Consider the following 22935-nt stretch of genomic DNA (forward strand, 5'->3'; position numbering starts at 1 on the left):
CAGCAGGGACTAAATCCAAGCCGGGTGGTGAATTTTCGTCCGACGATCACCGATCACTTTTCATCCGACGTTGACAGCTACCATGAAGTGCCGCAGCCCGTCACCGTCGACCGGTGCTTGATTAGCGAGTACGGCAGTGCCAGATGCCCCGTTCAGGGTCAGTCCGTTGACCGAGAGCGGAATGTTACTCACCATCGTGTGCTGATACCGCGGCCCATCCGGCTTGTAGTCGTCATGGTGACGTGAATATGCCATCAACCGCGCTATCGGAGCGGGTAGGGTCTCCAACACTGTGCTCATCCGCCGGACCGCTGTGTGGGACGTACGGGCCTTCTCCGAGCGTGCAGACTCTGCGATGAGAGCGAGTCTCTTCAGCGGATCCGTGATCGTGGTGTGCATGTTCACGGACAGATTCACCAATTGGTTTGCGGACTCCCACTCCTCTTGCTTGCGCATGGACCGCGGAACCATCGCGAACAGAGAACCTCGAGGCGCTTCGCTCTTCTCGGTAAGGTATCGCGCCATCGCGCAACCGACCACAGCCAGAAGGACGTCGTTGACAGTCGCTCCGGGGACTGCGTTCTTCACATGCCGAACCTCGTTGCCTGCGAGGATGATCGGCTCCACCAATGCCGACCCGCTTACCTTGCAGTTGAAGCGGGTGCTAGTACTTTCGTAGATGCACTCGTCCCATTCTCCAGCACTCTTCGCCTCGACTACCGCACGGGCAGCAGCCCGATTGCCCGGAATGCTCTTGGCGAACTGGATAAGTTGGCCGGGGAAACTCAGCACTGATCGCGTGAAGAGACGTCCCCGTAGGAACCGTATTGCAGGTGCTGATTTCCTCGGCCGTTGCGCATCCGAAAATATGGCTTCACCCAGCATTCGGATCGCGATTCCGTCGGCCGCGCTGTGATGAGACTTGAGCACAACCGCCGTCAGCCTGCCGGGTAGAGCGTCAAGCCCCTCGATCCCCGTGAAAAAGTGCAGTTCCCAGGGTGGGCGGCTGAGATCCATTCTCGAGGTCAGCAGGGCGCTGAGCATTTCTTGAAATGGTGCCCAACCCGGCTCGGAAATCGCGTTGACCCGCACGTGGTCGCCCACATCCAGGTTGGGGTCTGGAACCCAGTACGGATGGCCGAGTCCCAGTGGCGTGTGCTGGATTCGGTGGGTGAACATGCGATTGTGTCCGAGCCTGGCGGTGACCCAATCGACGGCTTGCGCCTGCGTGAATTCTGCGGCTGGGTGCTGAGATGTTTCGAAGAAGTACACGCCGACCAGATGCTTCAGGTGGCCGGCGGACTCGTTGTAGACGAAGTCCGCGTCTCGCGGATTCACCTGTGTGACAGCCGCATCCAGCAGGTTGGGCAGTCTCATGTCGAACTCCTCACGTGGCGGGTGCCGGATCAAAGTGTCCGTGCCCCGGAACTCTCGTGGCCCGGAACTCTCGTGCCTGGAAAACTCTCGTGCTTGGAACGCGAAATGACCCCCGAGGCGAATTGGAGCCTCGGGGATCATCGAAGTTCAGAGTAGAGAAGTTGCACCAGAGAATTTACTTCTGCAGAATGGTACTTCCCAGGCCGGTCAACTCTATGGTCCCAGTAGCCCAGGCGATCAAACTGGTGATATATCTTTGCAGCATTGTAAATCACCTTTCCTTAGAGCGGCGTCGGCGTGTACGCGGACAGGGTGTTGAGATACTTCGCGAACGTACCTACTAGGTCGATTGAGCCAAATCCCACCAGATCCGACAGATAGCTCATTGAAAGATCGAACATTATTGTCTCCTCTCCCGACTACGGGGCAACGGTCGAGCCGAGGGCGGTCTGAATGCTTCCACCAATACCTGCAGAACCGCTAGCCATTAGGTTGATGGCTGCGGAGATAGACTTGAAGATGCCGTCGACTATTGCCTGCACATAAACGAACGGGGGTAGCAATGATTGCGAATCAATGCTCGTGACTGCGTCGATTATACTTGCTGTATCCACTATGCTAACGCTCCTTGCGGTAGATTTTTATCACGGTAGGAAATTCTGTTGAAGTCAGCCGAGTGGGGGTTGCCAGTCGAAGTCGACTGACGCCATGGAGCCTCTGTATACGAGCAATGAAATGATCTGCAAAATTATCGGTTCCTTGAGGTAAGGCACCATCGATCCTAGATCCATCGTTTACTCCTGTCGTTGGGTGATGTTCTGAAATGGATCAGGGTTGCGATGAGCCGGTCTCGATTAATCCGGCTAGCGAGCCGGTGGCGCCCTCGATGCCGGGCACTAGGGATCCGCTCCATACATTGTCCAGTAATCCGGTGAACAACGCAGCCGTTGCTTGAAGGAACATTGCGATCATATGAAGTTCCATCCTTTCGATAGATCTGGAAGACTTTTTGTACATCGGCGCATGCTTGTTGCATTCCACAAAGAGCAGGTTCGACTAGTGCACGGACCCTTGCGATCGTTCTGCTAAGAGATCCGTGTGGCGTTCGGGGTCTTATGTGGCGTGACGGGAATGAGGTTAGCTCGAGCAAGTCCACTTTGACTAGGAATTTGTAGAACCAAACTGAAACGTGTTTCATTTGTGCTGGTCAGGCAACCAAAATGGCCTATTTGGGCCGTGAGAGGAAGATCTTGCGGAACGCTAACCAGATTGCAAGATTGATGATTGCCGAATTGCTGGGTTTTGGGAATCGTGGCCGGTAATTATGACTTTTGGCGGACTGGTCGTTAATACTTTTGGGTGATATTTTGTCGAATACCCCCCAAAGTGGAGCGGCACGGGAGATGCTCCGATACCTTCTTCGCCGGCTCAGGAACTTCGTAGTTTGAACTGAAGCATCAGGATCAGTCGAGTGTCCGCGTCGCTCAGGTCAACCCCGCACATCTCCTTGCAGCGGCGTAATCGATTGCGGAGAGTGTTGGGGTGAACATGCAATGCTGCGGAGGAACTCGCGACATCACCGCCCTTGTCGAGGAAGGTGTGGGCCGTTGCGACGAGTTCGCTTCCATGTCGACGGTCGTACCCTTCCAGGGCGTGCATAGGTGTGGCGGTGCTCAGTCCGTCGAATATGTCGGCAACATGTAAGGCCAGTACCGACGCCAAGGTGTCGTTCATACCCGCGACAATCCCGCCGGACCGGTTGTGTCGCAGCGCGCCCAGAACATGGTCGGCGTCGGCGCGTGACAAATGGCATTCGCTGGCTGATTTCACGGTGCGGCCCACCGCAACGGCAAGTTGTGCTCGTGTGCGGGCGCGGCTGAGGAAGTCCTCCAACAGTCGGCGGGCGTTCGCTTCGTCAGCGCCGACAACAAGGTACGTCGAGTCGATCAACTGTGCGATCACGGCGTCGACGGCCAGAGTGTCCAGGTACAAGCTCAAGGAGGCGACCAACCCCGCCGGCAGTGGTCCCGTGACGGTTCCGACCGCGACCACCGTGAGCGGACCTGCCAACCGCAAGTCGTCGGCGGCGCGGAATGCGGGTTCGCCACCGCCGATCAGTGCTTGGACGCGCTGGGATTGGCGACGACGTGTGCTGTCGACCCGGTCACGCTCCGAGGCGATTCTCTCGGCCACGACAGATACCGCGGAACGAAGTATCGATTCCTGTGTGGGCGTCGGTGTTCCGGCCAGTGCGACCCAGATCGAGCCGACGGGGTGATCGTTCTCGCGAACTGCGATAACCAGTCGCGGCGTGATCGCGGGGTCTTCGAGGTCGACGTAGATGGGATCGCTCTCTCGGTGAAGCCGATCGAATACTCCTGCATCGGAGAGTAATTGGCGGAATCGGCTGGGTACCTGCCGACCGAGGATCGTGCCGATGCGAGCTTCGTCTACGGCCTGCTCGCCGCCGGAGTACGCGAGAACCGTCGAGTTCTCGTCCTCGATCGTGACGGGAGCGCCGAGCAATTCGGCCAGAGAACCGGCAACGGAGAAGAGGTCGTCGTCGCGCAGGTCCATGGGTGGGAGCCTACTGAGCGATGGACGGATTTCGGGTTTCGACGCCTCGGCAGGACCTCGATGGCGAATATAGGCTGGTGCAATGGCCGACATCGAAGGTGTTCTGTTCGATATCGACGGAGTCCTGCTCACGTCCTGGCAGCCGATCGAGGGAGCAGGGGAAGCAGTACGCGAAGTTCGGCGGCGCGGATTGGCCTGTGGGTTTCTGACCAACACCACCTCGCGCAGTTCGACACTCATCGCGCAGGGGTTGTGCGACGCCGGTATCGAGGTGGAGGCGAGCCAGATAGTTACTGCCGCCAGGCTCACGGGGGAGTACGTGCGGGCGACGTACCCGGACGCGAGGGCGTGGGTACTCAATCACGGTGACGTGTCCGCCGATCTCGAGGGAATCGAGTTCGACGACGCCGATCCCGAGGTCGTGATTCTCGGCGGCGCCGGCCCGGAGTTCACCCACGAGGCGCTGAGCCGAGTGCTCGAACTATTGCTCGCCGGAGTGCCCGTCGTCGCGATGCACCGCGGGATGATGTGGGAGACCGTAGACGGCCTTCGGATCGACACCGGAACGTACTTGCCCGGCTTCGAGGAAGTGGCGGGTGTAAACATCGCCGCAGTGGGTAAACCGTCTCTCACGGGGTTCCTGACAGCCACGGAGTTGATGCATGTCGAACCTGAGGCGACGGTGATGGTCGGCGACGATCTGATCGGGGACGTCCTCTCCTCGCAGCGGGTCGGCCTGACCGGAGTTCTGGTGCGCACAGGCAAGTTTCGGCAAACAGTGCTCGACCTCTCGGTTCAGAAGCCCGATCATGTCATCGATTCGGTCGCGGATCTCCCGGCCCTTCTCGGGGTCGTCCTCGAGGCTTGACCAGGCGGGGGTGACGGACTTCACTCGAGCGGGTACTCTCGCGCCCGAATCCAATGAACTTGTTCCACGAAGGAGTTTCTATGCCCTTGATCTCGTCAGTCTGGTTCCGTCGCTCATACTCTCGAGTCAGCGGAATTTCCAGTAGTCGGTTGGGGGGCCGCCTGGCGAGAACAGGGGCTGTGATGACTGTAGGTATGGGGCTCGCCGCCGGGCTGGCGCTGACCGGTGCGGGAGCTGCTTCCGCGGCGCCCGTCGCGTGTGTCTCGCCGCCGTCGGCAAATGACATCCAGGTCTCCGAGACCGCGAGCTGCGGCGCGCAGTCCGTCGGAGCCGGCCGCGCGCAGGCCGGTGCCGCCGAGAGCGGTACGGCAGTGAGCGTCGCCGCCGACAACGGCTACTCCAATTCATATGCCAACGGCTTCGGAACCGCGCTGGGGGCGTCTCGCGGTAACGGTCAGGCGCAGGCATTCGCGCTCGGCGGCGGTATCGCGCGGGCCGGGGCGGCTGACGGAAATGTCACCTTCGCCATCGCCGGTTACGGGGCGGGCGCTACAGCCGATGCCAATGGCGTCGACTGCGTCGGAGTGCTCTCGTTCGCGGTCAATTTGAGTAACGGACAGTTCTGCATCGCGGGCTGAGGCTCAACCTTGCACTCGGCACGCTCGAGTGCTAAAAATGCAGTTGGCACTCGCGAACCGTGAGTGCCAGGTCGAGGCAGTGAGACCGGGAACCATAGACACCCCCGGTCGTCCGTCGCGGGCACTGACTAGACCACAGGCGTAGATGGGTGACCAGGCAAATCGGTCGCCCGTGTAATGAGGTGACCGGTCAAACGGTCGCCTTGTGCCGATGAGGTGACCCGACGAGCGGTCACCTTGTGTGTCACCCCCTATCCGGAGGATCACTTCGCAATGGCAAAGATCATCGCGTTCGACGAAGAGGCACGTCGTGGCCTCGAGCGAGGCCTCAACGCCCTCGCCGACGCTGTCAAGGTGACGTTGGGCCCCAAGGGTCGCAACGTCGTTCTCGAAAAGAAGTGGGGCGCCCCCACGATCACCAACGATGGTGTTTCCATCGCCAAGGAGATCGAACTCGACGACCCGTACGAGAAGATCGGCGCCGAGCTCGTCAAGGAGGTCGCCAAGAAGACTGACGACGTCGCTGGCGACGGCACCACCACCGCTACCGTTCTCGCACAGGCACTGGTCCGTGAAGGTCTGCGCAACGTCGCAGCCGGCGCGAACCCGCTCGGCCTCAAGCGCGGCATCGAGAAGGCTGTCGAGGCTGTCACAGCTCGCCTGCTCGAGACCGCCAAGGAGATCGACACCAAGGAGCAGATCGCTGCTACCGCCGGTATTTCCGCCGGCGACCCGTCCATCGGTGAGCTCATCGCCGAGGCTATGGACAAGGTCGGCAAGGAAGGCGTCATCACGGTCGAGGAGTCCAACACCTTCGGCCTGCAGCTCGAGCTCACCGAGGGCATGCGCTTCGACAAGGGCTACATCTCGGCGTACTTCGCCACCGATGCAGAGCGTCAGGAAGCCGTCCTCGAAGACGCGTACATCCTGCTCGTCAGCTCCAAGATCTCCACGGTCAAGGACCTGCTGCCCCTGCTGGAGAAGGTCATCCAGTCCGGCAAGCCGCTCCTGATCATCGCCGAGGACGTCGAGGGCGAAGCTCTCTCCACCCTCGTGGTCAACAAGATCCGTGGCACCTTCAAGTCTGTTGCCGTCAAGGCTCCCGGCTTCGGTGACCGTCGTAAGGCTCAGCTCGCCGACATCGCCATCCTCACCGGTGGCGAGGTCATCAGCGAAGAGGTCGGACTCTCCTTGGAGACCGCAGGCCTCGAGCTCCTCGGCCAGGCACGCAAGGTCGTCATCACCAAGGACGAGACCACCATCGTCGAGGGTGCCGGCGACGCCGACGCAATCGCCGGTCGTGTCAGCCAGATCCGCGCCGAGATCGAGAACAGCGACTCGGATTACGACCGTGAGAAGCTGCAGGAACGTCTGGCCAAGCTGGCCGGCGGCGTTGCAGTCATCAAGGCCGGCGCTGCTACCGAGGTCGAGCTCAAGGAGCGCAAGCACCGCATCGAAGATGCAGTGCGTAACGCAAAGGCAGCCGTCGAAGAGGGCATCGTCGCCGGTGGTGGCGTTGCACTTCTCCAGGCAGCTCCCGCACTGGACGACCTCAAGCTCGAAGGTGACGAGGCAACCGGCGCGAACATCGTTCGCGTTGCACTGTCCGCTCCGCTCAAGCAGATCGCATTCAACGCAGGCCTCGAGCCCGGCGTTGTTGCGGACAAGGTCTCCAACCTGCCCGCAGGTCACGGCCTCAACGCTGCGACCAACGAGTACGGCGACCTGCTCGCTGCAGGCATCAACGACCCGGTCAAGGTCACCCGCTCGGCACTGCAGAACGCAGCGTCCATCGCGGCTCTGTTCCTGACGACCGAAGCCGTTGTCGCTGACAAGCCCGAGAAGGCCGGAGCGCCTGCAGGCGATCCGACCGGCGGCATGGGCGGCATGGACTTCTGAGTCCATCTCCACCTAGCTCCTAGAGCCCGGCCCACCATTCGGTGGGCCGGGCTTTTGCTCGTGCGGGGGAGGCAAGTTTCGATGACTTGGCAGCGGCAGCCGCGATGCAGATTGCGGATTCACCTAACCAAGAGGTTGCCTCCTGATCGATCGGAATCACAGGCACCTTTTCCGATTGCTGGATCCGGTGATACCCAACGATTCCGAGCAGAACCCAGAGGATCGGCATGTCAGCTCGCTACAATTCGGACATTCGTTCAGCGTCGGAATTGAGGGGCATGCATGATCTTTCGGAACTCGTTGCCAGCCGCGGTATCTCAGATGGGGCCGCGAGACGCGGAGTTCGTCTACAACGAGTCCGGCGGACATCTGAGCCACATGGTCTGCGCCTACTTCTTCGACACGACGGGCCATCCGCTCGCAGAGATGACGCACGACGACGCGGTTCGGTGGATCACCGAAAGATTCGGATACTGGCCACTGTTCACGAGTCGACTCCAGCGAGTTCCGCTGGATCTGGACTATCCCTATTGGGTCCCGGCCGATTTCGACGTCGGTGATCACGTGCACGTCCATCGTGCCCCGGTTGCCGGGTGGGCGCCGGTTCGTGAATTGCTCGGGCGCTCGCTCGGTGAGCCGATGGACTTGTCCCGGCCGCCCTGGGAGTTGCACGTCATGACCGGAGTGCACGGGATCGACGAGCTACCGGGCAATCTGACGCTGATCATGCTCAAGACCCACCACGGGGCCGGTGACGGTCTGGCGATCCGCGATCTGACCAACCTTCTGTTCTCCGGTCCGCCGAAGCCGGAGACGAAGCGTGCCGGTTCGGGGCTTTCGTCGCTGAATTTGATCGGGCGCACGGTCGTGGGTTTGCCCGGCCAGGCGATCCGTTTCGGCCGGGGTCTGTCCGTGACAAAGGTTGCGGCCGAGACGGTTCGGGAGGCGGAAGAGGCCGGAGAGCTGCCTACGTACTCGGCCGACCGCCTGCCGACCCGATTCAACGGCATGCTGGGCGGAGACATCACGATCGATTTCCTGACGCTGGACGGCGCAGACATCAAAGCGATCCGAGCGGCCGTTCCGGACGTGACGGTCAACGACATCTTCCTGACCGTCGTCGCCGGCGCTCTCGACGCATACCTGTCGGAGAAGGGCGAGAAATCAGGCAGTGGGTTGGCGGCGATGGTTCCCCGATCGATGCGGCAGATCGCCGAATGGGAATCGGCCAACCAACTGGCGCTGTTGACGGTCGATCTGCACACGGACGTCGAAGATCCGGTCGAGCGGCTGACACGAATCAGGGATTCGGCGCTGATGGCAAAGGGGCGGAGTTTGCACCCAGCCGTCCGTCGATACGGCACACGCATCGAAACGTCGCCCGCGGCTCTGCTCAGACTCACCGGTCTCTCGCGTCGGATCAACAAGCTTGACCCTTCGCACAAGGTCATTCAGAACACGACGATCAGCAATGTCCCGGTATCGGTCGACGGCAATGTCTTCGAAGGTGCGCCGGCGGTGGCAGTTCTCGGCGGGCAGGCGCCGGTCGACGGAGACATTCTGCGCCACTTCCTCATTGCTGCGCGTGGAGGTTCTCTGACGCTCAATGTCATTGTCTCGCGAGAGACGATGCCAGATATCGAGCACTACATCGAATTATTGCGGGTGGGGTTCACGGCGCTTCTGCAGGCAGTTTCCGACCAAAATCGTGAGTTGGTCGAACGATAATCTCTCGACACCTCAGCTTTACGCCGCCTGTCGTTCCCTGAGTTTTCTGATCGGCGTCATTTGCTCGTCCCAAGTGAACCACTGAACATCTTGGTTGGGCAGCGTCAGTGGCCTGGCCGTCAAGGGTCTCGAGGCCCTCGCTGCGCTCAGCGGTGGAGAGTTGAAGGCCGCCAAGTAGATTGTTGATTTCGGGGCCTGCTCGTGTTGGCGCGTAGGCCCCGAAATACCTTTTGTCGGCGCGTAATTCTCGCCATGCCAAGTGCCGGAATTCTCAACCTAACGGCATGAGCATCCAGGCGGCGAGATATACCAAAGCCGCGGTTCCACCCGTGCAAATAGCGGCGATAACCGCGAGTAGACGGACAAGATTGACGTCGGCGCCGAAGTAATCTGCAATTCCGCCGCACACTCCGGCGAACATTTTCTTGTCGTTGGAACGGGTGAAGGGGCGAGGTATGTTGCTTTCGAATGTCATGCTTCAATTCTGAAGCGAGATGGCGCCGCGCACCATCGGGGACGACCCCCATTTGCACCCTGATCTTTTGAGTCCGCCGTGTCATACCCCGGTAGTTCATCCCAGCTTCACCGAACGGTTGCTGCGGGAGACTAACTTGTCGGCGGTGACCGATTTAGCAGAACGCCGACCGTTCCTCAGCGCCTTCGCGGATCTTTCGACCGCCGTCGATCTGGCCGACACCGCCGCCTTCACCGTCGACGACAATGACGACGACGATCCGGTGCTGCTGACGTCGCCGGACGGTTTCGAGGTCGACACTTGGCGGGAGGGCTACCCGTACGAGGCACGGATGCCTCGGGACGAGTACGAAATGTCCAAGCGTCTGCTGCAGATCGAACTCCTCAAGCTGCAGAACTGGTCGAAGGAAACCGGCGCACGGCACGCCATCGTGTTCGAAGGACGCGACGCTGCCGGCAAGGGCGGAACGATCAAACGATTCATGGAGCACCTCAATCCTCGCGGCGCTCGCGTCGTGGCGCTGGAGAAGCCGTCGGCCCGCGAGTCGACGCAGTGGTACTTCCAGCGCTACGTGCAGCACCTTCCGGCTGCCGGGGAACTGGTGATGTTCGATCGGTCTTGGTACAACCGGGCCGGGGTCGAGCGGGTCATGGGCTTCTGCACCGACGAGGAGCACGAGCGTTTTCTGCGCCAGGTGCCGTTGTTCGAGCAGATGCTCGTCGACGACGGCATCAGCTTGATCAAGTTCTGGTTCTCGGTTTCCCCGCTGGAGCAGCGCACGCGGTTCGCGATCAGACAGGTCGATCCCGTGCGGCAGTGGAAGCTTTCGCCGATGGACATCGCTTCTCTGGACAAGTGGGATGCGTACACGGCGGCGAAGGAAGAGATGATCCGGTTCACCGATACCGACACCGCTCCGTGGACCGTCATCAAGAGCAACGACAAGAAACGCGCACGGATAAACGCGATGCGTCACGTGCTCAGTCAGTTCGATTACGACAACAAGGATTACGAGATCGTGGGTACTCCGGATCCGCTGATCGTGGGAAGCCTCGAATAGTCGGCGCGTGGGCTCTGCCCATCCGCGGCGTGGGTGGTTAGTGTGAGTTGAATGGAGACCGTACCGATCCAACTCCCCGACGGCACCGTGACCCCGATCCGTCTGTTTCCCGGACCGAACGACGACGCACCCGTGGTGGTGATGTTGCCCGGGCTCGGAGTTCCCGCCGGGTTCTACGATCCGGTGGCGCAGGCCCTGGTCGAAGCCGGCTTCAACGCGGCCATCGGTGAACTGCGTGGCCAAGGTGACAGCAAACCGCGCCCGAGCGCGTCGAGTGCTTTCGGATATCAGGAACTGGTCTCGATCGATTGTCCGGCGACATTCGAGGTAGTGAGCGAGCGGTTCCCGGCCAGCACACCTTTTCTGATGGGGCACAGCATGGGCGGCCAGATCGGGGTGATGTACGCGTCGAGGATTCGGGGCCGGCTCGGCGGACTGATCCTGGTTGCCTCCGGATCGCCGTATCACCGCGGATTCCCCGGAATCCGTGCGCCCGGACTCTATCTGGGTTCGTCCGCGATGTCGGTGACAGCCAACATCGCCGGCTTCTGGCCGGGAGACCGGGTCAACGTCGGCGGCTTCGGTCGACAGTCGAAAGTACTGATCACCGATTGGGCCCGGTTCGCCAGGACCGGTCGCATGGAACCCATCGGTGCGGATATCGACTACGAGGAGCGGATCGCCCGCCTGACCTTGCCGGTTCTGTCGATCACGATCGAAGGGGACGATCTCGCTCCACGCCGGTCGGCAAAGAACCTGGTGGACAAGCTCTCCGGGGCCCAAGTGACGATGACGCACATCGACGAACCACTCGGTCACAACGGTTGGATACGCAATCCCACCGCTGTGAGCGAGCGCGTCGTCGCGTGGTTGCGCGACCGCTGAAAGATCAGGCGAGTTTCTGCCAGAGGAACTCGTAGGTCAGCGCAGTCTTGAAGGCCAGCTGAGCATTGTCCGCGGCGCCGCCGTGGCCACCCTCGATGTTCTCGAAATACAGCACCGGCTTGCCCAGCTCTTCCAGCCGTGCGGCCATCTTGCGGGCATGCGCGGGGTGGACGCGGTCGTCGCGGGTGGACGTCGCGATCAGGATCGGTGGGTACGACGCGGCGGCGTCGATGTTCTGATACGGCGAGTACTCCGAGATGAATGCCCACTCCTCCGGGACATCGGGGTCACCGTATTCGGCCATCCAGGACGCGCCGGCCAGCAGGAGATGGAATCGGCGCATGTCCAGCAGCGGGACCTGGCAGACGATGGCGCCGAAGAGTTCGGGGTACTTGGTCAGCATGATGCCCATCAGCAGGCCGCCGTTGCTACCGCCCTGAGCTGCCAGAAGATCCGGGGTCGTGATTCCGCGATCGACGAGGTCTCTCGCGACGGCAGCGAAGTCTTCGTGCACCTTGTGGCGCCCGGCCTTGAGAACCTGTGTGTGCCAACCGGGTCCGTACTCGCCGCCACCACGAATGTTCGCAACCACATAGGTTCCGCCCTGCGTCAGCCAGGCACGGCCCAGAGAACCGCTGTACGACGGTGTCAGCGAGATCTCGAATCCGCCGTACCCGTAGAGCAGGGTAGGGCCGGGCTCGCTACGCGGACTGCGCACCACGAAGTACGGAACTTGGGTGCCGTCGGCAGAGGTGGCGAAGAACTGCTCCGTGGTGATGCCCTCGGCGTCGAAGAACGCGGGAGCCTGCTTGAGGGCAGTGGGTTCGGTTTCGCCGATCACGCCGTGCAAAAGAGTTGCAGGGGAGGTGTATCCACTCGAATTGACGAAGTACTCGTTGCTGACATCAGGGTCGGTGTCGAGAATTTCGATACTGGTCAGTTCTGGAAGCCCTTCGAAAGGTCGATCCTCCCAGCCGTTTTCGCCCGGCGTCAGGATTCGCAGCGTCGTGCGCACGTCGGTCAGGACCACCAGAATCAGATGATCGCGTGTCCAGGTGTAGTGCTCGAGCGAGGAATGTGCGTCGGGTTCGAAGATCGATGTCAGTGCTCGTGAGCCGGCAAGGAAATCGTCGTAACGGATGGCAAGCAGTGCGCCGGTCGGATATTCGGTGTCCTCGACGGCCCACACGGACTTGGTGCGGATCAACAACCACTCGTGGTGAATCGAGATCCCGGCGTCCTCGGGGACGTCCACGAGCACCAGTTCACCGTCGGGGCGAACTTCGAAATGCTGAGAGTTGTAGAAATCGACCGAGCGAGTGACGAAGTCCCGTTCGAACCCGGGCGTCGGATCGTGCGAAGCCGAGATGGCCACGTCCGTGGCCTGGCCCTCGTAGACGGTCTCGGCGCTGGAGAGGGGAGTGCCGCGCTTCCACCGCTGGGCCAGACGGGGATATCCGGAATCGGTGAGCGACCCCGGTCCGATATCCGTTCCGACGTAGACGGTATCGATGTCGATCCAGTCGATGTCGGTCTTGGCCTCGGGAAGGTAGAAGCCGGGATTCTCGCCCTCGGGAGCGAGGAACTCGCGCTTGTCGATGTCGAACTCGCGAACGACCGCCGCGTCTGCCCCGCCGCGGGAGAGGCTGATCAATGCACGGTTGCGGTGTGGCCGTAGAAGTTGCGTGCCCTTCCAGACCCAGTTCTCGCCCTCGGCCTCGGCCAGGGCGTCGAGGTCGACCAGGACGTCCCATTCCGGGTCGTCGGTGACGTACTGATCGAACGTCGTGCGTCGCCACAATCCGCGAACGTGGGTGCTGTCGCGCCAGAAGTTGTAGAGGAACTCACCTCGACGGCGGACGTAGGGGATTCGCGCGTCGGTATCGAGGATCTCGCGGACGTCGCTCTGTAGTCGATCGAAGCGCTCGTTGTCGGTGAGCTGCTCCTCGGTCACGGCATTGTGCTGACGGACCCAATCGAGTGCAGACTCACCGGTCACGTCTTCGAGCCAGAGGTAGGGGTCGTCGCCGGTGGTGGGCTGCTGATCGGAAGTCATACGTCCATTCTTACTGCTCGCTCCCGACAGCACTCGACCCCGCTCCCGAAACACTGGAGCGGGGTCGAGTGAGAACGAATCGGGTCAGACGCCCAGGGAGTGAGCGAGCATCGGCCAGGAGTTGTGGAGATCGTCCTGCCAGTAGCCCCACGAGTGGGTGCCGGTCGGCTTGAAGTCGAAGGTGGCCGGGATCTTCAGATCGCTCAGGCGGTAGGCGAGGTTGTGGGTGCAGTAGTTGACCGCTGCCTCGATGACGCCGCCGACGATCGCCTGGTTGGCGAGCGCACCGACCTGACCGTTGATCGCGGGATTGGCGAGAGTGTCGTGTGGGCCGGGGAGTCCGGAGCCGGTGGAGACGTAGAGTTCGGTGCCGCGGAGCTTCTCGGCGTTGAGGACCGGATCGTTGTCCTTCCAGCCCTGACCGTCGAGCGGGCCCCACATGTTGGTGATGTCAGCTCCGCCGCGGGTACCTGTGACAAGTTCGATCGCACTCTGACCGACGGGGGTGCTGGTCTCAGCGCATCCGCTGTACGCCCCGACGCCCTTGTAGAGGCCGGGAGCCGCGATGGCGAGGTTGAGGACCGAGGTCGCGGTCATGGAGATCGCGGAGATCGACTGGACCTTGTTGGTGTTGAACTCGGCGTCGATGACGGGCGGGAGTTCCTTGGTCAGGAACGTCTGCCACTTCTGGCGACCGAGAACCGGATCGTCGTTCACCCAGTCGGTGTAATAGCTGAACGCGCCTTCGAGTGGAGTGACGACGTTGACGTTCTTGTCCTGGAAGAAGTTCATGACGTCGGTCTTGCGTTGCCAGGTCGCCGAGTCTTCGCCGCCGCCTGCACCGTTGAGCAGGTAGAGCGTCGGGCGGGGTTCGCTGCCATCTGCGGGGAGGATGACCTCGAGCGGGATGTTGCGATCCATCGCCGGGGAGAAGACCGAGATGGTGACCTTGCGGTCGCCGGTCTTGGTGTTGCTCACGACGTGGGATCCGGACGTGTCACCGCCCGCAGAAGCTGTCGCCGGACTGATCAGCATCGGCAGCACCGTGGCCACTGCGAGAGCTGCGATCACACTGCCACGCTTGAAAATTCGAGCACGCATACGTTCGGATCCTCCACCTGAATGTCTTCGGATCCGGAACGGATCGAAGTGCCTGTGAGCCCTTACCGGAACAGGTTCACTTTTTGTTATGTGTCAGTAAAGCAGAGCGGGCGCAGAAAGTGACGCGATTCGATTGCCTGACAATTGAATTGGCCCCGGAATTAACCCCCGAATTAACCCCCGAATCGGCCCAGACAAGCACTCGACCCCGCTCCCGGAAGTGCAGGGAGCGGGGTCGAGTCGGAACGATTTCGGTCAGATGCCCATCGAACGAGCGAGCATCGGCCAGGAGTTGTGGAGATCGTCTTCCCAGTAGCCCCACGAGTGGGTGCCGGTCGGCTTGAAGTCGAAGGTGGCCGGGATCTTGAGATCGTTGAGGCGGTAGGCGAGGTTGTGGGTGCAGTAGTTGACTGCTGCCTCGATGACGCCGCCGACGATCACCTGGTTGGCGAGTGTGCCGACCTGTCCGTTGATCGCCTCGTTGTTCAGGGTGTCGTGCGGGCCGGGGAGTCCGGAGCCGGTGGAGATGAAGAGCTCGGTGCCGCGGAGCTTCTCGGCGTTGACGACGGGGTCGTTGTCGATCCAGCCCTGGCCGTCGAGGGGGCCCCACATGTTGGTCACGTCAGCGTCGCCGCGCATGCCCACAACCAGTTCGATGGAGGACTGGCCGACCGGTGTGCTGGTCTCGGCGCATCCGCTGTATGCACCGACGCCCTTGTAGAGGCCCGGAGCTGCGATGGCGAGGTTGAGGACCGAGGTCGCGGTCATCGAGATCGCGGAGATCGACTGGACGCCGTTGGTGTTGAACTCGGCGTCGATGACGGGCGGGAGTTCCTGGGTCAGGAACGTCTGCCACTTCTGACGGCCGAGGGACGGGTCGTCGTTCACCCAGTCGGTGTAGTAGCTGAATGCACCTTCGAGCGGGGTGACGACGTTGACGTTCTTGTCAGCGAAGAACTCGTTGACGTCGGTCTGGCGCTGCCACGTCGCCCGGTCTTCGCCGCCGCCTGCACCGTTGAGCAGGTAGAGGGTCGGGCGGGGTTCGCTGCCGTCTGCCGGGAGGATGACCTCGAGCGGAATATCGCGTTCCATGGAAGGGGAGTACACCTTGATGGTGGCGATGCGCCCGTTGTCCGTGCGGCTCGAGAGCTTGGAACCCGTTGTGTTTGCCTTGGCAACAGTTGCCGTGGTGGTCGACGGATCTCCGCCTGCGGACGACACTGCAGGGCTGATCAGCATCGGCAGCACGGATACTGCGGCTACAGCGGCGACCAGACGGCCACGCTTGAAAGTGCGAGCACGCATACGTTCAGAAACCTCCACCTAAAATTCCTTCGAATCCGCCCAGGAGTGAACGGTCCTTTGTTGCTGTTCCCGTACGGGAATTCATGCTGGGTACATGCTCTGTCGATAGGTACAGGGCGTGTGAGTCTTGTAAGTTCTACCGCATCGGTGCGTTATCCGCCAGTGAACCAGAGATTTGCTGAACGTACGACCAGTTTCAGGTGAATTTCCCTGATCATCGACGGGATTAGTGAGTGAACCGGACATATCCACTATGGGAACAACATTGTTGCCTACCTCTGCAGTCGAACGCGTCTGTCGAAGATCTTCTCCGATATCAGCGCCCAGCGGGGAGTTACGTTTCGGTGAACGTCGGTTACTCGCCGCAGACTCGCGCGGACTCGACGGCAATCGCCAAGAGTTTCGCGTGGCAGGCGCGGGTCGAGTTCCCGGAGATCACCCCTGTCTTCAGCGTCGACGGCGTCGTGGAGATTCAGGACTCCGGCGGAATCGCCCTGGCCTTCGACCTGGAAGACTCGAATCCGCTGGAGGGAGACCTGGCCAACGTCGCGTACTTCTGCGACCTCGGAATCCGCTCGATGTTGCCGACGTATAACTACATGAACGCTGCCGGCTGTGGCTGCTTGGACCTGGCGGACACGGGGTTGAGTGGATACGGCCGTGACCTGGTTGCCGAGATGAATCGCGTCGGAATGACGGTCGACGGCTCACATTGTTCGGTACAGACGGGGTTGGACATCTCAGCTATCACCCAGCGAGCAATGATCTACAGCCACTCGAATCTCCGAAGGTTGTGGGAGCATCCGCGCAACATCACCGACGATCAGGCCAGGGCGTGTGCGGAGACTGGCGGCGTCATCGGGATCAACGGCGTCGGCATATTCCTCGGCGTCAACGGACCGGATGACGACCAGGCTCGGCTGTCCGCGATGGCCGACCACATCGAAGAGGCTGTGGGACTCGTCGGCATCGATCATGTCGGGATCGGCTCCGACTTCTCCTTCGACGCCGACGACTTCCGCGAAGAGATCGAGCAGAACCCGTCGTCGTTCTCCGAGGCGTACACCGCGTGGGGGCCACTGCAGTGGACTCCTCCGGAGGAGGTGCTGACACTTGATCAGGTATTGCGTGAGCGGGGCTTCGACGAGCCGTCGATCGAGGCCGTGTACGGCGGAAATTTCGCCCGAGTTGCCCGAGAAGTGTGGGCTACCGACGGGTAATACGACCATCTGGGGACAGCGAAACGATGCAGGACTACCCTGGTGAATCGTGACCTCACACTATGACGTCGTTGTCCTCGGAGCCGGCCCCGGTGGGTACGTCGCTGCTATCCGCGCGGCACAACTGGGCCTGAGCACCGCCATCATCGAGCAGAAGTACTGGGGCGGTGTATGCCTGAATGTCGGCTGCATTCCGTCCAAGGCGCTTCTCCGTAACGCCGAACTCGCGCACATCTTCACGAAAGAAGCGAAGACGTTCGGCATGTCCGGAGACGTGTCCTTCGATTTCGGCTCCGCTTTCGATCGCAGCCGCAAGGTCGCGGACGGGCGAGTCAAGGGCATTCACTTCTTGATGAAGAAGAACAAGATCCCGGAGTACGACGGCAAGGGCACGTTCGTCGACGCCAACACCATCAGCGTGGAGCTGAGCAAGGGTGGCACCGAGACGATCACGTTCGACAACGCGATCATCGCGACCGGTTCGTACACCAAGTTGCTGCCCGGCACCTCGCTGAGCGAGAACGTCGTGACCTACGAAGAGCAGATCCTCACCCGTGACCTTCCGGGTTCGATCCTGATCGTCGGTGCCGGCGCGATCGGCATGGAGTTCGGTTACGTCCTCAAGAACTACGGCGTCGACGTCACGATCGTCGAGTTCCTCGATCGGGCACTGCCCAACGAGGACGCCGACGTCTCGAAGGAAATCGCCAAGCAGTACAAGAAGCTCGGCGTCACCATCAAGACCGGTGCCGCTGTGCAGTCCATCAGCGACGACGGCAGCAAGGTCACCGTCTCGATCAAGGACAACAAGTCCGGCGAGATCGAGACCGTGGTCGTCGACAAGGTTCTGCAGTCCGTCGGCTTCGCACCGCGCGTGGAGGGCTTCGGTCTCGAGAACACCGGTGTCGCGTTGACCGATCGCGGCGCCATCGCGATCGACGACTACATGCGCACCAACGTCCCGCACATCTTCGCCATCGGTGACGTCACCGCCAAACTGCAGCTCGCGCACGTCGCAGAAGCTCAGGCTGTCGTCGCTGCCGAGACCATCGGCGGCGCGGAGACGCAGACACTCGGTGACTACCGGATGATGCCGCGTGCGACGTTCTGCCAGCCGCAGGTCGCCTCGTTCGGTTTGACCGAGGAGCAGGCCAAGGCCGAGGGCTACGACGTCAAGGTCGCGAACTTCCCGTTCGCTGCCAACGGCAAGGCACACGGTCTCGGTGACCCGACCGGTTTCGTCAAGCTGATCGCCGACAAGAAGTACGGCGAACTGCTCGGCGGGCACCTCATCGGACCGGACGTTTCGGAACTGCTGCCCGAGCTGACCTTGGCCCAGAAGTGGGACCTCACGGTCAACGAGTTGGCACGCAACGTCCACACCCACCCCACGCTCAGTGAGGCACTGCAGGAAGCGATCCACGGCCTCGCCGGCCACATGATCAACTTCTGACGGCAGGGCCTTCGGCCCCGTGCGCCTTTTCGGTAGTTCGCACTACCGGAAAGGCACACGGGGTTTTTCGTCTTTTGTGTCGAGTTGTGTTGCGAAACCGCCATCTGAGGCCTTCAAGTCGGGGTGTAGGCGCGCAACGCATTAGCGTCCCGAGTCGACCATTCGGCTTTCGAAGGACCACTCATGAAAACTCGTTCCGTACTGCTCGCGGCTTGCGTCGCGCTGACGCTCTCCGCCTGTGGAACCTCAGGTGACTCCGGATCGGACGCCGAAGATTCGGGTGCCGCCGAGGCGGGGGCGTTCCCCGTGACCGTCGACCACGCCTACGGTTCGACGACGATCGACGCGGAGCCTATGCGCATCGTGACCATCGGATGGAGTGGCCAGGATGCGGTGATCGCGCTGAACAAGGTTCCGGTCGCCATGGAGAGCTTCTCCGGCGACGGCATCGAGAACAACATCCTGCCCTGGGACGCTTCGCGTCTGAACGGTGCCAAGCCCGTTCTCATGACGACCAATCCCGATATCCCGTTCGAGCAGATCCTCGGGCTCGATCCCGACGTGATCCTCGCCGTCTACTCCGGCATCGACGAGGGCGAGTACAAGCGTCTCAGTGACATCGCGCCGACCGTCGCGTTCCCCGACCAGCCGTGGGATACGGCGTGGGACAAGCAGATGAGCATGATCGGTGCAGCGCTCGGACAGCCGGAGCAGGCTCAGACGCTGATCGACGAGACCGGGGCGTACTTCGAGAAGCAGGCCGCTGATCACCCACAGTTCCAGGGCAAAACCGCAACGTATGCAATGCGCACCGACGAGGGCCTGATCGTCTTCTGCGGCACCGACCCGCGGATCCGTCTTCTCGGCCAGCTCGGGGTGAAGACCTCGCCCGGTGTCGACGCAGTGTGCACTTCCGGCGACAGTTCGGTGTCCGTGGGCATGGAATCCATCGACACACTCGACGCCGACGTCTTCATTCTCGTCGACGCCGACGGCACCAACCTGGACAAGCTGATGTCCTTCGGTCCGTTCGCGAACATGACCTCGGTGTCGAACGGCCGTCTGGTTCGTCTGGTCGGAATGGACTACGCGATGGCTACGTCCGCTCCGACGGTGCTGAGCGTTCCCTACGCATTCGACGAGTTCATCGCTCAGCTCTCGGACAAGTTGAGCTGATTCCGGGCGTCGTACGACGCTTGTGACGCAACGATTTTCGGCACCTGCGATTCGAGTAGTTCGATCAGGGCCGTGATCTTTGCGGCGACGTCGGCGCCGAGTTCGGTCAGGCTGTATTCCACTTTGGGCGGGATGGTTTCGAGTACCTCACGGTGCACGAGGCCATCCCGCTCGAGTGTTTGCAGGGTCTGCGAGAGCATGCGCTCGCTGACTCCGTCGACGCGTCGGCGCAGGGCACTGAACCGGTACGGGCCCTCGTTCAATGCCGCCAGCGCGAGTGCGCCCCAGCGTCCGGTTGCATTCTGCAATGCCGCCCGAGAGTTGCACCCGCGAGCGAAGACGTCAGCCTCGAGCGTTGGGTCCACGACGTCGGCATTCGGATCAGGGGTCTGGGCAGCACGTGAAGGTGAGTCGGTGCTGGTCATGAACCCAGGCTACTACTGCACGATCCCATAGCGCTAACTCGACGTGTTGCACTTACGAAAAATAAGTGCATGATGGTTGCAGAACGCATTTACTCTTCAACCTGGATCGGGAGTTCGCATGAGCATTGCAGTCACCGGCGCAACCGGAAACCTCGGACAACTGGTAGTCGAGTCGTTGATCGAGCGGGGAACCGCCGCGTCCGACATCGTCGCAGTGGTCCGCAATCCACAGAAGGCGGAAAGCCTCGCCGCCCGCGGAGTAGTTTTACGCCAAGCGGACTACGCCGATGCCTCGGCGTTGGAAACCGCATTGGCAGGCGTCGACAAGCTGGTGCTGATCTCGGGAAGTGAAGTGGGGTCACGGCTCGCGCAACACACCAACATCATCGACGCGGCGAAGGCTGCCGGCGTCGGATTCATCGTCTACACGAGCATCTTGAATGCTCAGGACACGCCGATGAAGCTTGCTGCCGAGCACAAGGCGACCGAGGACGTGCTCACTCGGAGCGGTATTCCGTTCGCGCTGTTGCGCAACGGTTGGTACTGGGAGAACTTCACCAACGACCTTGCCGGTGTGATCGAACGCGGCGCACTGGTCGGTGCGGGAGCGGAAGGCAAGATCGCGGCTGCGGCGCGTGCGGATTACGCCGACGCCGCAGCAGTAGTCGCGACCACCGATGGCCACGAAGGTGCAGTGTACGAGTTGGGCGGTGACGAGAGGCTCACCTATGCCGAATTGGCCGAGAAGATCAGCGAATTTGCCGGCAAGCCTGTCGCGTACCAGTTCGTGAGCGAGGACGCATACAAGGGGATTCTCGAGAGCGTCGGCCTGCCTGCCCCGGTCGCAGAGATTCTCGCGGATTCCGATGCTGCAATTGCCAAGGGGGCGTTGGACACCGAGTCGGGTGACCTGCAGAAGTTGATCGGCCGCAGCAGCACTCCGGTGGCTGAGGTGTTGAGGAAGGCCTGACCTGCTGTGCGCCTTTATTAACCGCGGGCGGTTAATAAAGGCGCACAGGGGGCTACCCCATGTGGACTGCACCCTCCGCGGGCAGATCACCCTTCTTGGCGCGGACCAGAACCAGCACTACCGGTGCGATGATCGCCAACAGGATTGCCGCCCAACCGAATGCGGCCGAGTATCCGGATACCTCGGCGCCGAAGAAGTAGTCCGTCATCGAGGCGACGAAGTCCTGCACCGGCTGGGGGAGTAGCGCCAATTGGTCACCAGTCGGGATGGTCGCGTTCGACATGTCGACAGGAATGCCTTCCGGCGGGATCGGCGCCGCGTTGTCGGCGGTGAAGGCAGACTTTGCCGAAGCGTAGATCGTGGTGAACAGTGCGGTTCCGAGTGCGCCGCCGATCTGCAGGGTGGCGTTGACCAGGGCACTGGCAGCGCCGGCGTCGTGGTCGGGGACACCGATCAGTGCGAGGTTCTGCATCGGCACCATCAGCAGACCCAGTCCGAAGCCGAAGATCGCGAGGCCGGGGAACACGTGCGTCCAGTAGGAGCTGTGTACCTCGATCTGGGTCAGCATGAGCAGTCCTACTGCTGCCACCAGCGGGCCGGCGACCATGAGCGGCTTGGGGCCGATCTTGGTGGACAACTGCGCTGCGATGGTCGACGCCAAGACGATGAAGAACGCCATCGGCAGCGATCCGACGCCGGCCATGACCGGGCTGAATCCGAGCACGATCTGCAGGTAGAACGTCAGGTACAACGTGCCGCCGAGCAGGGCGGCGCCCACCAGCATGGAGCCGATCAGAGCAGCGCCGCGATCGCGATGCCACGGAACGCTCAGCGGTAGAAGCGGATTCTTGCTGCGGCTCTCGACGACCACGAAGATGGCGAGGAAGACCAGACCCAGTGCGATGAACAGCAAAGTGTCCGCCTGACCCCAGCCGTGCTCGGCGCGTGTGAATCCGTAGACCAGTGAGCCGAGCCCCAGGGCGATGAGGACAGCGCCGGGAAGGTCGTAGCTCGTGTCGCCGTGCGCTTTGGTTTCCTTGACGATCGGGACGGCCGCAGCGATGGCGATCAGCGCGATCGGGATGTTGACGAGCAGGCACCAGCGCCAGTCGACGTACTGCGTCAGCACTCCACCGAGGAGAAGGCCGATAGCAGCGCCACCGCCGGAGATCGCGCCGTAGACGGCAAAAGCCTTGGCGCGCTCCTTCTCTCCGATGAAGGTGGTGGTGAGCATCGACAGCGCGGCGGGCGCGAGCAGTGCTGCGAAGACGCCCTGGCCGGCGCGAGCGATGAACAGTTCGATACCGCTCTGCGCGATGCCGCCGATGCCGGAGGCAACCGCGAAGCCCGCCATGCCGACGATGAAGGAGCGCTTGCGGCCCCAGTAGTCGGCGATACGTCCGCCGAGGAGCAGCAGCGCACCGAACGCCAAGGCGTACGACGTGACCACCCACGCGCGGTCAAGGTCGCTGATGCCCAGTTCTTCCTGGGCTGCCGGTAGGGCGATGGAAACGATGGTGCCGTCGAGCACCACCATGAGTTGAGCGAACGCGACGATGCAGAGCACCAGCCAGCGACGTTGATGATTCGGATTCTCGGAGACAGCCGGGATCGGTGGCAGAGTGCCGCCGTCGACGTGGGACGTGGTGGTCATTGGAAAAAGGTATTCCAGCCTTCTCGGGTGAGTCAAACGAAATAGTTCGTTCGGTTACTATCATCACT

The 22935-nt window shown here is 61.7% G+C and carries 18 protein-coding genes; 10 read left to right on the forward strand and 8 right to left on the reverse strand.

The genetic code is table 11. The features are described from left to right. Positions 1 to 60 precede the first annotated feature (60 nt). Together AC1Q61_RS17735 and AC1Q61_RS17740 are read right to left on the reverse strand one after the other, a co-directional pair. Complete coding sequence (locus AC1Q61_RS17735) at positions 61 to 1377, reverse strand: wax ester/triacylglycerol synthase domain-containing protein (protein ID WP_492651030.1); 1317 nt, start codon at positions 1375 to 1377, stop codon at positions 61 to 63. A 1428-nt stretch (positions 1378 to 2805) separates the two neighbouring features. Beyond that, positions 2806 to 3954: a PucR family transcriptional regulator gene (locus AC1Q61_RS17740; protein ID WP_007733721.1), complete on the reverse strand. Its 1149-nt coding sequence runs from the start codon at positions 3952 to 3954 to the stop codon at positions 2806 to 2808. A gap of 82 nt (positions 3955 to 4036) precedes the next feature. On the opposite strand from AC1Q61_RS17740, the gene AC1Q61_RS17745 reads away from it, so the two are divergent. The 4 genes from AC1Q61_RS17745 (at position 4037) to AC1Q61_RS17760 (ending at position 9087) form a co-directional block, all read left to right on the forward strand. Continuing rightward, the gene (locus tag AC1Q61_RS17745) at positions 4037 to 4822 is read left to right on the forward strand and encodes an HAD-IIA family hydrolase (protein WP_003941506.1); all 786 of its coding nucleotides are present in this window, start codon (positions 4037 to 4039) and stop codon (positions 4820 to 4822) included. Between the two features lie 80 nt (positions 4823 to 4902). Further along, a complete protein-coding gene (locus tag AC1Q61_RS17750) occupies positions 4903 to 5460 on the forward strand; it encodes a DUF6764 family protein (protein ID WP_039973364.1) in 558 nt (185 codons plus the stop codon). 273 nt (positions 5461 to 5733) lie between these two features. Further along, positions 5734 to 7359 (forward strand): chaperonin GroEL, encoded by a 1626-nt coding sequence (groL, locus tag AC1Q61_RS17755; protein ID WP_003941476.1) that lies wholly within the window; start codon positions 5734 to 5736, stop codon positions 7357 to 7359. Positions 7360 to 7641: 282 nt separating this feature from the next. Continuing rightward, positions 7642 to 9087: a wax ester/triacylglycerol synthase domain-containing protein gene (locus tag AC1Q61_RS17760; protein WP_007733729.1), complete on the forward strand. Its 1446-nt coding sequence runs from the start codon at positions 7642 to 7644 to the stop codon at positions 9085 to 9087. A 271-nt stretch (positions 9088 to 9358) separates the two neighbouring features. Here AC1Q61_RS17760 and AC1Q61_RS17765 read toward each other — a convergent pair whose 3' ends face one another. Continuing rightward, a complete protein-coding gene (locus tag AC1Q61_RS17765) occupies positions 9359 to 9562 on the reverse strand; it encodes a PspC domain-containing protein (protein ID WP_042923334.1) in 204 nt (67 codons plus the stop codon). Between the two features lie 145 nt (positions 9563 to 9707). On the opposite strand from AC1Q61_RS17765, the gene ppk2 reads away from it, so the two are divergent. After that, on the forward strand, positions 9708 to 10622 hold the full coding sequence (gene ppk2, locus AC1Q61_RS17770; RefSeq protein ID WP_037129644.1) for a polyphosphate kinase 2: 915 nt from the start codon (positions 9708 to 9710) through the stop codon (positions 10620 to 10622). 51 nt (positions 10623 to 10673) lie between these two features. Beyond that, positions 10674 to 11507 (forward strand): alpha/beta hydrolase family protein, encoded by an 834-nt coding sequence (locus tag AC1Q61_RS17775; protein ID WP_042923332.1) that lies wholly within the window; start codon positions 10674 to 10676, stop codon positions 11505 to 11507. A 4-nt stretch (positions 11508 to 11511) separates the two neighbouring features. Here AC1Q61_RS17775 and AC1Q61_RS17780 read toward each other — a convergent pair whose 3' ends face one another. From AC1Q61_RS17780 to AC1Q61_RS17790, 3 genes are all read right to left on the reverse strand, one after another. Further along, positions 11512 to 13563, reverse strand: coding sequence for a prolyl oligopeptidase family serine peptidase (locus AC1Q61_RS17780; RefSeq protein ID WP_075832594.1), 2052 nt, complete (start codon positions 13561 to 13563; stop codon positions 11512 to 11514). Positions 13564 to 13647: 84 nt separating this feature from the next. After that, the gene (locus AC1Q61_RS17785; protein WP_003941485.1) at positions 13648 to 14664 is read right to left on the reverse strand and encodes an alpha/beta hydrolase; all 1017 of its coding nucleotides are present in this window, start codon (positions 14662 to 14664) and stop codon (positions 13648 to 13650) included. Between the two features lie 255 nt (positions 14665 to 14919). Further along, a complete protein-coding gene (locus tag AC1Q61_RS17790) occupies positions 14920 to 15969 on the reverse strand; it encodes an alpha/beta hydrolase (protein WP_007733735.1) in 1050 nt (349 codons plus the stop codon). 344 nt (positions 15970 to 16313) lie between these two features. On the opposite strand from AC1Q61_RS17790, the gene AC1Q61_RS17795 reads away from it, so the two are divergent. The 3 genes from AC1Q61_RS17795 to AC1Q61_RS17805 all read left to right on the forward strand — a co-directional run bounded on the left by AC1Q61_RS17795 (position 16314) and on the right by AC1Q61_RS17805 (position 19818). Beyond that, positions 16314 to 17189 carry a dipeptidase gene (locus AC1Q61_RS17795; RefSeq protein ID WP_492651031.1) on the forward strand — a complete coding sequence of 292 codons (876 nt, stop codon included), beginning with the start codon at positions 16314 to 16316 and terminating at the stop codon, positions 17187 to 17189. Positions 17190 to 17238: 49 nt separating this feature from the next. Then, entirely contained in the window at positions 17239 to 18642 is a 1404-nt protein-coding gene (lpdA, locus tag AC1Q61_RS17800) for a dihydrolipoyl dehydrogenase (RefSeq protein ID WP_003941477.1), read from the forward strand. A 183-nt stretch (positions 18643 to 18825) separates the two neighbouring features. Next, the gene (locus tag AC1Q61_RS17805; protein ID WP_042923329.1) at positions 18826 to 19818 is read left to right on the forward strand and encodes an iron-siderophore ABC transporter substrate-binding protein; all 993 of its coding nucleotides are present in this window, start codon (positions 18826 to 18828) and stop codon (positions 19816 to 19818) included. Here AC1Q61_RS17805 and AC1Q61_RS17810 read toward each other — a convergent pair. Continuing rightward, positions 19794 to 20243 carry a winged helix-turn-helix transcriptional regulator gene (locus AC1Q61_RS17810; RefSeq protein WP_007735410.1) on the reverse strand — a complete coding sequence of 150 codons (450 nt, stop codon included), beginning with the start codon at positions 20241 to 20243 and terminating at the stop codon, positions 19794 to 19796. The genes AC1Q61_RS17805 and AC1Q61_RS17810 overlap by 25 nt on opposite strands. A 118-nt stretch (positions 20244 to 20361) precedes the next feature. Here AC1Q61_RS17810 and AC1Q61_RS17815 point away from each other — a divergent pair, with 118 nt between their 5' ends. Continuing rightward, complete coding sequence (locus AC1Q61_RS17815; protein ID WP_042923327.1) at positions 20362 to 21213, forward strand: SDR family oxidoreductase; 852 nt, start codon at positions 20362 to 20364, stop codon at positions 21211 to 21213. 52 nt (positions 21214 to 21265) lie between these two features. Here AC1Q61_RS17815 and AC1Q61_RS17820 read toward each other — a convergent pair whose 3' ends face one another. Further along, entirely contained in the window at positions 21266 to 22867 is a 1602-nt protein-coding gene (locus AC1Q61_RS17820) for an MFS transporter (RefSeq protein WP_003941517.1), read from the reverse strand. Positions 22868 to 22935: the final 68 nt, after the last annotated feature.

Source organism: Rhodococcus sp. MPR-R1B (genome assembly GCF_058793255.1).

Coding starts and splice junctions, on each gene's coding strand:
- AC1Q61_RS17735 (WP_492651030.1), bottom strand. CDS start 1,377: ATGAGACTGCCCAACCTGCTGGATGCGGCTGTCACACAGGTGAATCCG.
- groL (WP_003941476.1), top strand. CDS start 5,734: ATGGCAAAGATCATCGCGTTCGACGAAGAGGCACGTCGTGGCCTCGAG.
- AC1Q61_RS17780 (WP_075832594.1), bottom strand. CDS start 13,563: ATGACTTCCGATCAGCAGCCCACCACCGGCGACGACCCCTACCTCTGG.
- AC1Q61_RS17775 (WP_042923332.1), top strand. CDS start 10,674: ATGGAGACCGTACCGATCCAACTCCCCGACGGCACCGTGACCCCGATC.
- AC1Q61_RS17760 (WP_007733729.1), top strand. CDS start 7,642: ATGATCTTTCGGAACTCGTTGCCAGCCGCGGTATCTCAGATGGGGCCG.
- AC1Q61_RS17820 (WP_003941517.1), bottom strand. CDS start 22,867: ATGACCACCACGTCCCACGTCGACGGCGGCACTCTGCCACCGATCCCG.
- AC1Q61_RS17810 (WP_007735410.1), bottom strand. CDS start 20,243: ATGACCAGCACCGACTCACCTTCACGTGCTGCCCAGACCCCTGATCCG.
- AC1Q61_RS17765 (WP_042923334.1), bottom strand. CDS start 9,562: ATGACATTCGAAAGCAACATACCTCGCCCCTTCACCCGTTCCAACGAC.
- AC1Q61_RS17785 (WP_003941485.1), bottom strand. CDS start 14,664: ATGCGTGCTCGAATTTTCAAGCGTGGCAGTGTGATCGCAGCTCTCGCA.
- AC1Q61_RS17805 (WP_042923329.1), top strand. CDS start 18,826: ATGAAAACTCGTTCCGTACTGCTCGCGGCTTGCGTCGCGCTGACGCTC.
- AC1Q61_RS17750 (WP_039973364.1), top strand. CDS start 4,903: ATGCCCTTGATCTCGTCAGTCTGGTTCCGTCGCTCATACTCTCGAGTC.
- AC1Q61_RS17790 (WP_007733735.1), bottom strand. CDS start 15,969: ATGCGTGCTCGCACTTTCAAGCGTGGCCGTCTGGTCGCCGCTGTAGCC.
- AC1Q61_RS17745 (WP_003941506.1), top strand. CDS start 4,037: ATGGCCGACATCGAAGGTGTTCTGTTCGATATCGACGGAGTCCTGCTC.
- AC1Q61_RS17815 (WP_042923327.1), top strand. CDS start 20,362: ATGAGCATTGCAGTCACCGGCGCAACCGGAAACCTCGGACAACTGGTA.
- AC1Q61_RS17740 (WP_007733721.1), bottom strand. CDS start 3,954: ATGGACCTGCGCGACGACGACCTCTTCTCCGTTGCCGGTTCTCTGGCC.